At 58.0% G+C, this 13,388-nt stretch carries 10 protein-coding genes; 6 read left to right on the forward strand and 4 right to left on the reverse strand.

What is annotated here, in order from left to right; all coding sequences use genetic code 11:
* Positions 1-74: 74 nt before the first annotated feature.
* The 6 genes from AB9K34_RS21285 to AB9K34_RS21310 all read left to right on the forward strand — a co-directional run bounded on the left by AB9K34_RS21285 (position 75) and on the right by AB9K34_RS21310 (position 8,887).
* Positions 75-2,276 (forward strand): N-6 DNA methylase, encoded by a 2,202-nt coding sequence (locus tag AB9K34_RS21285; protein ID WP_369956590.1) that lies wholly within the window; start codon positions 75-77, stop codon positions 2,274-2,276.
* A complete protein-coding gene (locus tag AB9K34_RS21290; RefSeq protein ID WP_369956592.1) occupies positions 2,269-3,594 on the forward strand; it encodes a restriction endonuclease subunit S in 1,326 nt (441 codons plus the stop codon). The genes AB9K34_RS21285 and AB9K34_RS21290 overlap by 8 nt, the downstream gene beginning before the upstream one ends.
* A 15-nt stretch (positions 3,595-3,609) precedes the next feature.
* Complete coding sequence (locus tag AB9K34_RS21295; protein ID WP_369956594.1) at positions 3,610-6,876, forward strand: type I restriction endonuclease subunit R; 3,267 nt, start codon at positions 3,610-3,612, stop codon at positions 6,874-6,876.
* Positions 6,876-7,628 carry a M48 family metallopeptidase gene (locus AB9K34_RS21300; protein WP_051982308.1) on the forward strand — a complete coding sequence of 251 codons (753 nt, stop codon included), beginning with the start codon at positions 6,876-6,878 and terminating at the stop codon, positions 7,626-7,628. The genes AB9K34_RS21295 and AB9K34_RS21300 overlap by 1 nt, the downstream gene beginning before the upstream one ends.
* A gap of 312 nt (positions 7,629-7,940) precedes the next feature.
* On the forward strand, positions 7,941-8,582 hold the full coding sequence (locus tag AB9K34_RS21305) for a hypothetical protein (RefSeq protein ID WP_369956595.1): 642 nt from the start codon (positions 7,941-7,943) through the stop codon (positions 8,580-8,582).
* Between the two features lie 14 nt (positions 8,583-8,596).
* The gene (locus AB9K34_RS21310) at positions 8,597-8,887 is read left to right on the forward strand and encodes a HigA family addiction module antitoxin (protein WP_369956596.1); all 291 of its coding nucleotides are present in this window, start codon (positions 8,597-8,599) and stop codon (positions 8,885-8,887) included.
* Positions 8,888-8,919: 32 nt separating this feature from the next.
* On the opposite strand, the gene AB9K34_RS21315 is transcribed toward AB9K34_RS21310, so the two are convergent.
* From AB9K34_RS21315 to AB9K34_RS21330, 4 genes are all read right to left on the reverse strand, one after another.
* Positions 8,920-9,990, reverse strand: coding sequence for a hypothetical protein (locus tag AB9K34_RS21315; protein WP_369956598.1), 1,071 nt, complete (start codon positions 9,988-9,990; stop codon positions 8,920-8,922).
* A gap of 121 nt (positions 9,991-10,111) precedes the next feature.
* Positions 10,112-11,665, reverse strand: coding sequence for a relaxase/mobilization nuclease domain-containing protein (locus AB9K34_RS21320; protein ID WP_369956599.1), 1,554 nt, complete (start codon positions 11,663-11,665; stop codon positions 10,112-10,114).
* On the reverse strand, positions 11,659-12,132 hold the full coding sequence (gene mobC / locus AB9K34_RS21325) for a plasmid mobilization relaxosome protein MobC (RefSeq protein WP_369956600.1): 474 nt from the start codon (positions 12,130-12,132) through the stop codon (positions 11,659-11,661). The genes AB9K34_RS21320 and mobC overlap by 7 nt, the downstream gene beginning before the upstream one ends.
* Positions 12,129-12,983: a hypothetical protein gene (locus AB9K34_RS21330; protein ID WP_369956601.1), complete on the reverse strand. Its 855-nt coding sequence runs from the start codon at positions 12,981-12,983 to the stop codon at positions 12,129-12,131. Before AB9K34_RS21330 ends, mobC begins: the two co-directional genes overlap by 4 nt.
* Positions 12,984-13,388 lie beyond the last annotated feature (405 nt).

The following is a 13,388-nucleotide window of genomic DNA, read 5'->3' on the forward strand; positions in this document are numbered from 1 at the left end:
GCCACTGCAAGCGCGCCGAGCGCTTGAGCAATTTGAGGGCTCCGCGCCCGGCGCGCTTGCCCAAACCGAAACCCATGATTATCAAGATCAAACCCGCAGACTCTCGTTATGAACGAGGGACCGAAGGGGGGCAGGTCAGCGGCGTTGAATCCGAAAACATTGCGCTCGAAGGTGTCCTCGACCACATCGATTTCACCCGCAAAGTGGGCCAAAGCAAGATCAGCGACCAGAAGCTGCGCCAACTCATCAATCACTTCGGTGAAATCCGGCTTCGCAACGAAGATTTTGAATTTCCTGACCTTTTGGGCGCAGCATACGAATACCTGATTGGTGAGTTCGCGGACTCTGCTGGCAAAAAAGGCGGCGAGTTCTATACCCCGCGTTCGGTCGTCCGGATGATGGTGCGGCTGCTCAAACCAACGCTCGAACATGACATTTACGATCCCTGCTGCGGGTCTGGCGGTATGCTTATCGCGGCTAAGGACTACATCGACGAACATGGCCAGGACGGGCGCAGGGCCAACCTTTTCGGTCAGGAAGCCGCTGGCACCGTTTGGTCCATCGCCAAAATGAACATGCTGCTCCATGGCATCAACAGCGCCGACCTGCGGAATGAGGACACCCTAGGCGAACCGCAGCACGTTGAAGACGGCGAATTGCGCCGCTTTGATCGGATCCTCACCAACCCGCCGTTTTCGATCAACTGGGGCTCCAAGGACAAGGATCGGTCTGGCGAATACACGTGGCAGCCCAAGTTCAGGGAACGCTTCTTCCATGAGGTGCCGCTTGGCTCGAAGAAGGCTGACCTCATGTTCCTCCAGCACATGCTGGCCGTCAGCCGCGATGGCGGCATGATCGCGACGGTGATGCCGCACGGGGTTCTGTTCCGGGGCGGGGATGAGGGGAAAATCCGTCAAAAAATCATTGAAAGCGATCAGGTCGAGGCGGTTATCGGCCTCGGCCCGCAGCTCTTCTACGGCACAGGCATCCCGGCTTGCGTGATCGTCCTGCGCCAGCGGGTGCACCATGGCGCGAACCTGGTCTCCGGCAAGCCAGCCGAACGGCAGGGCAAGGTGCTCTTCATCAACGCCGACCGCGAATATTTCGAAGGGCGCGCGCAGAACCACCTGCTGCCGGAACACATCGAAAAGATCGTCACCACGTTTGAGGAGTACCGCGCAATCCCCGGCTTCTCGGCCATCGTCGACATCGACACGCTGCGCGAGAATGACTTCAACCTCAACATCCGCCGCTATGCCGACAACGCCCCGCCACCCGAGCCGCATGACGTGCGCGCGCACCTTGTGGGTGGCATCCCGAAGGCAGAGGTGGAGGCCAAAGCGGACCTGTTCCAATCCCACGGGCTGAACCCGATGGACCTGCTGACGCCACGCGATGAAAAATACCTCGATTTCGCCGCCAGCCTGACCGCCAAGTCAGACCTCAAACCCGCTGTCGAAACCAATGCGGGCCTCGTCGCGCGCGAGGCAGAGATCAAGGCAAGCTTCAACGCGTGGTGGGATGCGCACCAGGACAGCATCAAGTCCCTCGCCGGGGCCGAAGACCCCGCCGCGCTGATCACCCTGCGCGATGAACTGCTCTCCAGCTTCTCCGACACGCTCGAAAGCCTCGCCATGCTCGACCCGTTTACGGTGCGGGGTATCATCGCGCAGTTCTGGAACCAGTCGCGGTTTGACTTCCTGACCCTCATGGCGCGCGACACCAAGGGCGTGGTCGATGCCTGGCGAACCTCTATCGTCACGGCTCTGGAGGATAAGGGGAACAAGGAAAACCCGCTGGATCACAAGCTGGTGGCCTTTCTGATGGGCGACTTCGTGCGCGAGATTGCAGAGCTTGAGGCACGCAAGGTTGAACTGGATGCGCAGATAAAGGCGGCGACGGCCAAGCCCGAGGAGGACGACGAAGAAGAGGACGAGGCCGAACCGGTGGACGAAGCGCAGATCAAGCGCTGGAAGAAGGAACTGAGCGAGGTCAAGAAGACCCTGAAGGCCAAACAGGCGCAATTCACGGATGAGATCAACGCAGGCGTTGATGGGCTGTCACCGGAAGAGGCGGCGGAACTGCTGCTGAAAATCCTGCATGATGACATGCAGAAAATCCTGACCCGCTACATCACCGCGCAGCGCGGCCGGATCGTGGCGGCGTTCGAGAACTGGTGGGACAGGTATCGCGTGACCCTGACCGAGATCGAGGGCGCACGGGCAGAGGCGACGGAGAAGCTGGCCGGGTTCTTGAAGGGGTTGGGGTATGTCTGACTCAACCTTTAGAAGGGTGGAACTTGGCGAAGTTGCGGAACGCACTGAGGGAAGTTTCGTGGACGGTCCATTTGGATCGAGTCTCAAATCTGACGAATACACTGAAGAAGGTGTGCGCCTCATCCAACTTCAAAACATTGGTGTAAATGAGTGGTTCGACGCCAACCAAAAGTTCATATCCCAGCGCAAGTTTCTATCACTCCAGCGCCATGGAGCCGTCCCAGGTGACATTGCGATTGCCAAGATGGCCGAACCCGTCGCGAGGGCCTGTATCGTGCCGCCAGTAAGCGAGCAATTCGTGGTGGTAGCTGACTGCATACGCCTCCGACCAGACACGTCTCGCTTTGTGCCTTCATACATCGCAAAGGCAATCAACAGTCCTTACACGCGGCTTGAAGCTGAAAAGAAGGCCATTGGATCAACCCGCGTCCGGATCAATTTGACAACGCTAAAGACCGTTGGTTGCTTGGTTCCTTCGTTCGAAAGACAATCCAAAATCGCCGAGGTGCTGGATACGTTGGATGCGGCGATCCGGGGGACGGAGGCGGTGGTGGCGAAGCTGAAGGCGATGAAGCAGGGATTGCTGCATGACCTTCTGACCCGCGGCATCGATGCAAACGGAGACCTCCGCCCCCCACACACCGAGGCCCCCCACCTCTACAAACAAACCCCGCTCGGCTGGCTCCCGAAGGAGTGGGACGTCTGTGAGATGCAAGACTTGCTTGCGCCCGTTGATCCCGCGATGCGTTCAGGACCTTTCGGTAGTGCGCTCCTGAAGGAAGAATTGGTGAGCCAAGGAATTCCGTTCCTCGGGATCGACAATGTGTTCGTCGAGCGCTTCGACAGAAATTACAAGCGCTTCGTCACCCAAGGGAAGTTCCTGCAACTGCGCCGGTACGCTGTGCGTCCTGACGATCTGATGATTACCATCATGGGAACGGTTGGGCGCTGCTGCCTCGTGCCCGAAGACGTGGGTGACGCGCTGTCTTCGAAGCACACTTGGACGATCTCGCTCGATCAATCGAAATACTCGCCATACCTCGCGATGTTGCAGGTGAACTATTCCGACTGGGTGCTGCGTCATTTTTCCAAGGACCAACAGGGGGGCACGATGTCTGCTATCCGCAGCGAGACCATTCGTTCGACAATGTTGCCGGTTCCGCCTCGGGATGAGCAGGACGGCATCGAAGCCATCCTCACGGAATTGTCTACGCGCCTCCGTGAAGAACAGACGATGCTCGACAAGCTTCGCCTCCAGAAATCGGGCCTGATGGACGACCTGCTCACGGGCAGGACGCCCGTCACGGCCCTGCTGTAACCGAAGGGTCTGCCCATGGGACATGAATACGACGACGTCGAAAAGCCCTTCATCGACCAATGCGTCGCCATGGGCTGGACCGCGCAGACCGGCAGCAAGGATGACCCTGCCCTGACGGGCCGCAGCAGCTTCAAGGAGGTCATCGCAGAGGCCACGCTGCGCGAGCGTCTGCGCGCCATCAACCCCGGCCCGGACGGCAAGCCCTGGCTCGACGACGCCCGCCTGTCCGAAGCTGTCAGCGCGCTGACCCGCCACGGCCATCGCGGGCTGATGGAGGCCAATCAGGCGGTCACCGAACTGCTGCTCAAGGGCCTGACGGTCGAGGGCCTGACGGGCTGGGACGGCGGGCGCGGCCAGACGATCCGCTACATCGCGTGGGACGATGTGGCGGCCAACAGCTTTACCGTCGCAAACCAGTTCCGCGTCGATTGCCCGCCCGGCCATGACGTGGGCAAGGGCTTCATCATCCCCGATGTGGTGCTGCTGGTGAACGGTATCCCCGTGGTGGTGGTCGAGGCGAAAAGCCCCGGCATCCCCGAACCGCTGGCCGAAGCGGTCAAGCAACTGCGCCGCTATCACAACGCCCGCAAGGCCGCGCTGGAGGTGGACGAGAACGAAGGCGCGCCTGCGCTTTTTGCCTCGGTCCAGCTTCTGATCGCCACCAGCTTTGACGAGGCGCGCGTGGGCTCTATCGGTGCGGGGCTGGAGTACTACGGGCAGTGGAAGACGGTCGTGGGGCCGGATGGCAAAGGCTCTGAGGATGAGGTGGCGGCGGCCCTTGGCAAGGCGCGCCTGTCTGAGCAAGAGCGCATGATCGCTGGCATGCTGCGCCCGGCGCATCTGCTGGATATTCTGCGCCACTACCTGCTGTTCATGAATGTGGGCGGCCAAACCATCAAAACCGTCTGCCGGTATCAGCAATACCGCGCCGTGAACCGCGCGTTGGAGCGTTTGCGGACAGGCAAGACGAGGCTGCAAGACGGCGAATATGACCGGCGTGGCGGCATCGTCTGGCACACGCAAGGGTCCGGCAAGAGCCTGACCATGGTCTTCATGATCCGCAAGATGCGGACCGATTTGGACCTGCGGAAGTTCAAGGTGATCATGGTCACCGACCGTAAGGACCTGCAGCGTCAGTTGTCGGAAACGGCGACGATGTCCGGCGATGTGGTGGAGCTGGCGACAAGCAACAGTTCTTTGAAGCGGCTCGCCCGCCGGAAGGGGCCGGGTTTGGTCTTTGCCACGATCCAGAAATACCGCACGGATGAGGATGTGGCCGAAGTCACGAAAGGCCCGGCCTTCGATGTGCTGAACGAGGATGACACGATCCTGGTCGTTGTGGATGAGGCGCACCGCACACAGGCGGGTGATCTGCACGCCAATTTGCTGGCCGCGCTGCCGAACTGCGCACGGATCGGTTTCACCGGTACGCCAATCATCATGGGTGAGAAGAAGCGCTCCACCGAGATATTTGGCGATTTCATTGATCAATACACGATCAAGGAAGCCGAGGCCGATGGGGCGACTGTTCCGGTGCTTTACGAGGGGCGCACCGCTGAGGGTGCGGTGAAGGATGGGGCCACCCTGGACGGCCTGTTCGAGGATATGTTTCGCGGCCGGTCTGACGAGGAACTGGAAGCGATCCGCAAGAAATACGCGACCAAGGGCAACATCCTGGAGGCCAAGGAACTGATCGGGGAAAAGGCCCGCGACATGCTGCGTCACTACGTGACCAACCTTTTGCCGAACGGTTACAAGGCGCAGGTCGTGGCCTACAGCCGCACAGCAGTTGTCCGGTATCATGCGGCTTTTTTAGAGGCGCGTGATGAGCTTTTGGCAGAAGCCTCGGCTCTTTCCGACGCTGACAAGTCGTTGGACGACGAAGAGCTTTGCATCCGACCCGCAAAGCTGCAGGCGTTGGTTCAGGCATGGCGATATCGTGACACGCTAGAGAAGATCGAGTTTGCGGTGATTATGTCCGGTGGCAACAATGATGATGCAAGTTGGAAGCAGTGGACCGAAGGCTCAGCGCAGGAAATGCGGATCAAACGGTTCAAGAAACCTCTGTTTCACAAGGACCCTACCAAGTCTGACCCCCTCGCGTTTCTGATCGTGAAATCAATGCTTTTAACGGGCTTCGATGCGCCCATCGAAGGCGTGATGTACCTTGATCGATCAATTCGTGAAGCTGAGCTGCTGCAGGCCATTGCCCGTGTAAATCGAACCGGTTTTGGCAAGACCTGCGGGATCGTCGTGGACTATTTCGGCGTTGCGCATCACCTGAAGTCGGCCCTTTCCGCCTATTCGGATGAAGACATCGAAGGAGCGCTGGTCAGTCTCACCGACCAAATTCCCATTCTGCGAGATCGGCACATTCGGGTCGTCGACATTTTCAGGCGGGAGGGCCTAGATGACTTGTCTGACGATGAGAAATGCCTTCACGTTTTGGCCTCGGAAAAGGTTAGGGCTGAGTTCACGGTGAAGCTGAAGGACTTTCTCAAATCCTTGGAAATCGTGCTTCCAAGACCCGAGGGTCTGCCATTTGTGAAGGATGCAAAGCGCCTTGCCTATATCCAGGCGCGCGCGCGGAACAGGTTCCGCGATGTCGCCGTCATAGGTTCAGATGTGGGTGCTAAGGTCCGAAAGCTGATTGATGACCATGTGATCTCGTTGGGTATCGATCCCAAGATACCTCCCGTTCAACTTACGGACGCCGAGTTCGACGACCAGGTTGGGCAAGCCAACGGTGCACGTGCCAAAGCTTCGGAGATGGAACACGCGATCCGTTCACACATCCGCAAGAAGCTCGAAACTGACCCTGTTCGGTTCAAGAAGATGTCCGAGCGCCTCAATCAGATTTTAGATGGCTTTGGTCATCAGTGGGATGAAATCATCGAGCAACTTCAAGCAATTATTGATGAACTCCGGTCAGAGGCCCAATCGACTGGCGAAACTGAGTTCGACATTCCTGAAATTTATGTCCCCTTCCTTCGCACCGTTCTCGAAGAAGTAGGGGCGGACGAAAACACTCCGGTGGAACATCTCCAGGCTCTGCATCGTGTGACCCAAGAGATCGTGGATCGCATTGTCGAAGAAGTTGTTGCCAATCGCTCAATCTGGAGCACATTCAAGATGGCTGACCAAGAAAATCTGCGATCTGAAATCTTCGAAAAACTGGTTGATGCAAAGATCGAGGGGCTTGGTGTTTTGGACGCAGAGCGGTTGTCGGAACAGTTGATGCAGCAAGCCAAGGCCAGTGACGAAGCCTTGAGGGAATTCTGATGCCCAACCTCCCGCTTTCACCCATTCGTACCGGGGGCCGGTCAGTCCGTTTTTTCGACCAGCATTTGGACGTAGATGGCTTGTCGTTCAACATACGACGGAGCGATAGAAGAAAGACCCTCCAGATTACCGTGGAGAGATCGGGCGAGCTTGTAATTCTCGCGCCGCCGGAAGCAACAGAAAGTGACTTGGTCGAGTTCGTTCAGGAGAAACTGCTTTGGGTGCATACCAAGTTGGAGGAAAAGGCGCGACTTCAGCGAAGGGCCCCTATTAAGGAGTTCGTCGATGGCGAGGGGTTCCTGTATCTTGGTAAAAGTTATCGCCTTCGCTTGGTCGACCGTCAGCTTGTCGATCTGACATTAAAGAATGGACGCTTCTGTCTTCGAACGGCCTCGGTCCATAGAGGCCGGGAAGTCTTTATTTCTTGGTATGTTCGCAAGGCACAGGCCTGGTTCGAGAAGCAAACCCTTCAGCATTCAAACCGCATGGATGTGAACATCAATGAGGTCAAAGTCCAGGACCTAGGCTTCCGGTGGGGTTCGTTTGGATCAGAGGGTAGGGTTTCCTTTCACTGGAAGGCTGCACTTTTGCCGCCGAGGATCGCGCAATACATCATCATCCATGAACTGGCACATGCCCATCATCCCGACCATTCGGCGAAATTCTGGATCAAGGTTGAGCAACACCTCCCTGACTGGAGGGCCCGCAAAGAGTGGTTGGCCGAAAATGGAATGCAAGTTGAAGGCTTGTGAACGTTTCGATTTTGTTGGGGTAGCCCCTCAATCGACTCGAAGCAATAAAGTTGTCAGTTGACAACTTAAAGAAAGAGACCTATTTAATGTCTAGAAAGTCGCACAAGTCCAAGGAGATCGAAGCCGTTCTGCGTGAGCTGGAGACCTTGGGTTGGACGGTCACTTTGCGTTCCGGGCGCGGTCATGCTTGGGGCCTGATCCGGTGTCCGAACAACGATCCTGACTGTAGGTGCGGTGAGTTTTGTCAGATGGGTGTATGGTCGACGCCTCAGAATCCGGGCCGCTTTGCGCGGCAATTAAGAAGTCGGGCGCTTGGCTGCACAAAGCTCGACAACACGAACGAAGACGCGCAAGAGGATGAATAATATGGCAGAAATCGAGTTCGAACTGATTTTCGCCCTTCCAGAGGGTGAGCATGAAGCGTTCGATCTGATGGACGCGGTCTTCGAGGCTGGCTTCGAGGATGCCATCGTCGGCACTGGCGTACCTGGCATGCTTGGCGTTGCGCTGGAAGCGGCGAGTGATCGCGCGGAAGATGCGATCCTGGATGCAGCGCGTGCGATCCAAAAGCAATTGCCGAAGGGCTCGGTTTTGCGGGAAGTGCGGCCTGACCTCGTCAGCTTGGCCGATGTTGCCAAACGGTTGGAGGTGACGCGCCAGTCTCTGCAAAAGCGCAAGATGCCACCAGCCAGCCAGGGCGGGCTGTTCCGGATGGAAGAGGTCGCTGTGGTCATCATGGACGCGGCGGAAGGCAAGGGTACTGGCGCGCGCAAAGGGCGCTTTGCGGTCGGCAAAGCGGGGAAGTGGCTAAGTGCGGGTGAACCGGCGCGGCGGGTGAACGCGGGCCTTGCCGTTGGCGCGATTGATGGGGCGACGCTCGAAGTGCGCGAGGATGCCAAGCAATTCCTCTACGCAGATGGCATGAACGCTGAAACGCAAACTGGCGCTGCTTGAGGTAGTGCCTTGTGATGAGCTTGCTTGAAGCCCCGATGCATCCCGGTGAAGTCCTGAAGGAGCTTTACCTCGATCCCCTGGAGATGAGGGCCATCGCGTTTGCGCGGCGTCTGTGTGTGCCTCGGAGTCGGATCGAGCGGTTGATCAAGGGGACGACCGGGGTCACGCCTGACACGGCGCTGCGCCTCGCCCGCGTGTTCAATACGACCCCGGCCTATTGGGTGAACTTACAAACAAACTATGACATGGCGCTGGCGGCCAAAGAGATCGACGTATCTGATATTGAACCGTTGGTTGCCGCTTGATTCACGACTCTGAGCTAAACGCTTGGTGAAACTTACCCCAGGCGCTGCGCGGCATATCGATCATGTATCGTCCCGACGGTCTTGATCATGCGTCCAAAGAATTCATCGTAAATTCTGGGTAGGTCGAGATTGATTTTCTGGTCTTTCCCGTAAAAGTTCGCACGGTTCTTGAAAGCCTCAAACCGACCGTCAGACATGTCAGGGATCAATATGAAACGCTCGATCAAACGATGCCGTTTGAACTGTTCGTAGACTCTTGCGCTGATGTCTAGATGACCATCATGAACGATGCGATCTCTAATCGAGCAGATCATCCAAATTAGTTCATCTTTCACGAACAAAGTACCAGCCCGTTCATCAAGCTGCAGGCTTTTCTTGTCACCGTACTGTTTGGATCGACCCTTGAGTTTAACGATCTCCGAATAATCAATCACATCTCGCTCAACTTCAAACGCCAACTTCACAGCGTAGTCCAGAATGCTCCTCATCCTGACAAATATTGTTTCGAGATGAGCATGTATGAGAGATGTTTCCGCCGAAACCGATGACCGCAAGCCCACTCTTTCTTCCTTCTGGTAGACGTAGGGTTCGCAATCATTGAACAAGCCATAAAACTCTCCGATGACCTGACTGATTTGCGCGCTTGTCCTTTGGATATTCGTCAACAGCCCCTGCACATCTTGCAGATAGATGAACTTATGTAACACCGGCTCTGGATGCGATCCTGCAAGCAACTGTTCGAATTTCTTCTTTGTAACGCGGCTCTCAGGTTCGATCCCAGCCATATGTACCCAATCAGGTATCCGATCATGGTAAATCTTGAATTCAACATCGGAAATGATCGATCTTCGGATATGCCCATGTGTCGCGGCACACAAATTGTCCAGTTCAACATCCACATTTGTGTCTGTTCGACGCCAGTATTTTTGCGAGTCCTGAAAAAAAGCTGTGGCCTCTTTTTGCCTCACTCCTTTGGAGGGCTTGCCATTAAGGTTCTTTATTGGCTTTTCATCATCCCCAGAAACCGGCCAGCCGCAAATCTTGCCAACACCCACAGAGGCTTGAACGGACACTTGGCGATAGCCCCTTCGCAATTTCGACATTCCAAACCTTCTGTACCGACGACCACTTCCCAGCTATCGTTCTCAAACCCGCAATTTCTGCGCAAGCCCTACCGCCAAAATTTATGCCTCTTATCATTCCAGAAGTTATTTGAATTGAGCTCTAATGCCTCAAACCACGCTCAGCATGCGCCTCCTGGCTGTCTAGTTGTCCCTCAATCTCTCGGCGGCGGCTTTCGCTAAGGTCAAGCTCTGCTGCAAGCTCTCGTTCAGCGTCTTGTAGCTCGCCTCGTCGTTCAGCAATCCGCTCAAGGCCTTCATGGATGCGGCTTGAGACCGAATGAGCAAGGTCACGCAGTCTTTCAATCCAGCCAGTTCCTGCTCGATCCTGCCGGTCGAGCGTGTCTCCAAGGCGGTCAAGTCCTTCGCGGAGGCCTCTGAGGCCGTCACCAACCGCTCGACGCAGGCGAGCAAATCGCGTTCCAAGGCTGTCAGTTGGGTCATCTATTCCTCCTCGATCCGTATGCAGGTCACGTGCCGCTCGCCCATCGTGCAGGTCCTGAGCCGCGTTTTCGACGGGTCCAGGATCAGCCATGTCCCCTCGGGCCGCTCGATCCGCGTCAGGCCCATCTCGGTCAGCTCCGAGCGCGTCAAATGCACTGTCCAGAAAAAGCTCGCGGCCATCATCGAGGCGATCCCCATCAGCGCCATCGCCGCGATCAGCCAGGGCGAGATCGTCAGCCAAAGGCGGATCGACCTCAGCCGCGTCTCGAACAAGCTCGCGGTCTCGGTCTGAAACCAGCGCGTATCGCTCGCGATGGTATGCTGCGCGGCGCCCACAATGTTCTTCAAATCGATTTTGAAGCTCTTGAGCTGGGACGAGATCGAGGCGACGTGTTCCTGCCTGATCTCGTCGAGCTCCGCGTTCAGCTTCTCGCTCAGCCGGGTCGGCTTGCCAGTCTTCATGGAAAATCTCTCCTTTCAGCCGCCAGCGTTCGCCAGTCTCGGGATCGCGGGCGGTGATGTAGGCCTTGCCGGTGCGCGGCAGGTCGAAGCCTGCGTCTGTCAGGGCGTCGATCATTGATGCGCGGTCGGCGATGAGGCCCATATCGATCTGGTCCTGTATCCAGGCGTGCAGCTCGTCCCGCCCTTGGGCGCGGGTTGGGGCCTCGATGGCGTCGCGAACCTCTTGCGCCCGCTCGACGTCCATCGGATCGGCCCAGCCGTGGCGCTGGTTCATCACGTCCCGCAGGCTGTCATAAGCGTTCTGGTAGCCCGGCGGCGCAATGTTGAGGCTCTTGCCCGTCGTCAACTCGAGGCGCGGGGTGCAGAAGTGAAGCTCGACCCGGCCTTCGTGGCGATGGCGGACCCAGAGCAGCTCATATTGCTCAGGGTCCAGCCCCGCGAAGGCCAGCCGCTCGAACTGATCCATGACCTCGGCCTGCTGGTCCTCGGTCGGGGCGTCGGTGGCGGCAAAGCTGATCACGCCTGCTCGGTAGGTCCATTGGTGGCGGTTGGCGTCGATCAGGGCCTCGGTGCGCTCGGGATTGCCGCGCAACACCTCGGGGAGCGGGTCGCGGGTGACGGTCTTGGGCTGGCCGTCGGCATCGCGGATCAGGTCGCGGTTGTCGTCATAGGCCAGCACACGGTCGGCCACGAGGTATCCGACCGGCCCCGCGCCCGCGCCCTTGCCGTTGGGGAAGAACTTGATCAGCACCGCCGCGCCTCATCGAGGAGCGCGGCGAGCTGGCGTTCGATCACCACAAGGCGGCGCGCGACGGTCAGCGTGTCGAGGTCGGTTCGCCCGATCTTCATGGCGTGGTTCAGCCAGCGGGCGATCTGGTTGAGGTTGCCGCCGATGCGTCCAACCGCCAGAACGAGCGCAGGATCGACGCGGGGGACAGGTTTGCGGCGACGGGCCTCGGTGAGGCCAAGTGCCTCGCGCAGAAGCGTCGAGGCGGGCAGGCCAGCGGCCTCGGCTTTGGCGCGCAGCTGGGCCTTCTCGGACGCGGTGCAGCGGAAGACGAAGGTCTCGGTAAGCGGCTCTTTGGCGGAGGCTTTGCCCGCGCCGGTGGGGTTCGAAGGGGAGGCGTGCCGCCCCTCGCAAGGTCCCGTGTCATCGGCGCAGCCGTATGACATGGGTCGCCTTGCTGTTTGCGCTTCGGTGGGATCGGTGGGGTTCATGATCTGAGGCCTGCCGCCTGGATTTGCGCCTGTGTCACCAGCTTTGCGGCCAAGAGCGCGTCGATCTGGCCCGGCGTGATGTGGCGGCAAAGCGGATGCTTGTCTGTGACCCAATTTGCCAATCCTGCGAGCATCTCGGCTTCCTTCGCCTTCGTCTCTTCTCGGCCTTTGGCGATGTCCTCGACGTAAGCTCGCCAGCGTCCCGACTTGAACCAGTTGTCAGAGAAACAGACCTTCGACCGGGTGAAGCCCGCGCTTTCAGTCGCGTAGGCCTTCACGGCCTGCAACAAGTCCTCGACCTCGGTTCCAGCATCCAGGATGTCCCTGATCCGCCCAAGACACTCAGCCTTTCCGCGCAAACGGTCGGGCGGATAGGCCTCCAAAATCTTCTCAGCGTCTTCATCCTCCACCGTCTCGCGCTCGCGCGTAGGGGGTTTATGGATGGTTTTAGGATGGTTTGGGGGCCGTGGTGGCCCCGGTACCCCGGCCACTGTGGCCCCCGTTCCGGGTCCAGTCTGGACGGGGTCCACTGTGGCCCCCGTCTCGATCTCGGGTTCTGCGGTCAATTCCAGTGCTTCAATGCGGGTCAGATCAATCCGGTAAACGACCGTAAATCCGTTCTTGCACCCTCGCGCGCCGGTCTCGACCAGGATTCCTTCACTCAGGAACTCTCGGATCGTCCGCTTGACTGTGGTCTCCCCCAGCTCGGTATGCCGCTGGATCGTCCCCTTGGAACACCAGATGCCCGACCCATCATCAGAGGCCTTGTCCGCCAGAAACATGATGATTTGCTTGCGCGTCGCACTCCCGAACTTCCGTTCCGCGCACGCATTTGCCACGCGCCAGCTCATTGGAAGGCCTCATGCCCAAGGTTTGACAATTCGCCGCTAAGTGCTTGATGCGCTGTTGTGGGTTTGACAGGTTTTTCGCGCCTAACCTGTTGCGCCTCTTCAAAAAGCTTCGGTTTGAAAATCCTCGTGTCGGTGGTTCGATTCCGCCCCCGGGCACCATCTTATAAAATAAAATCAATATCTTACCGCATCTCAGGAATTGATGTGTGCGGTGTGTGCTTTCTTGGGTATCTCTGGGGTATCATTCTGACGGTACAGATTCTGACCGCGGATTCCGTGGAAAAACACCCGTTCGCGAGTGCAGAATATCGACGGCTGAACATGGCGTGAGCGCTTTTCCTGTCAGGCTTTTCACGGTTGCTGCGGTGCAGGAAGGATCTTGGCCAGCTTGCGGAGGTTCTGGGC

The sequence above is a fragment of the Sedimentitalea sp. XS_ASV28 genome, assembly GCF_041224545.1.
Taxonomy (GTDB): Bacteria; Pseudomonadota; Alphaproteobacteria; order Rhodobacterales; family Rhodobacteraceae; genus Sedimentitalea.

Excerpts from the sequence above, each read along its gene's own strand:
- AB9K34_RS21315 (WP_369956598.1), bottom strand. The coding sequence starts at position 9,990 with ATGTCGAAATTGCGAAGGGGCTATCGCCAAGTGTCCGTTCAAGCCTCT.
- AB9K34_RS21310 (WP_369956596.1), top strand. The coding sequence starts at position 8,597 with ATGAGCTTGCTTGAAGCCCCGATGCATCCCGGTGAAGTCCTGAAGGAG.
- AB9K34_RS21300 (WP_051982308.1), top strand. The coding sequence starts at position 6,876 with ATGCCCAACCTCCCGCTTTCACCCATTCGTACCGGGGGCCGGTCAGTC.
- AB9K34_RS21290 (WP_369956592.1), top strand. The coding sequence starts at position 2,269 with ATGTCTGACTCAACCTTTAGAAGGGTGGAACTTGGCGAAGTTGCGGAA.
- AB9K34_RS21285 (WP_369956590.1), top strand. The coding sequence starts at position 75 with ATGATTATCAAGATCAAACCCGCAGACTCTCGTTATGAACGAGGGACC.
- mobC (WP_369956600.1), bottom strand. The coding sequence starts at position 12,132 with ATGAACCCCACCGATCCCACCGAAGCGCAAACAGCAAGGCGACCCATG.
- AB9K34_RS21295 (WP_369956594.1), top strand. The coding sequence starts at position 3,610 with ATGGGACATGAATACGACGACGTCGAAAAGCCCTTCATCGACCAATGC.
- AB9K34_RS21330 (WP_369956601.1), bottom strand. The coding sequence starts at position 12,983 with ATGAGCTGGCGCGTGGCAAATGCGTGCGCGGAACGGAAGTTCGGGAGT.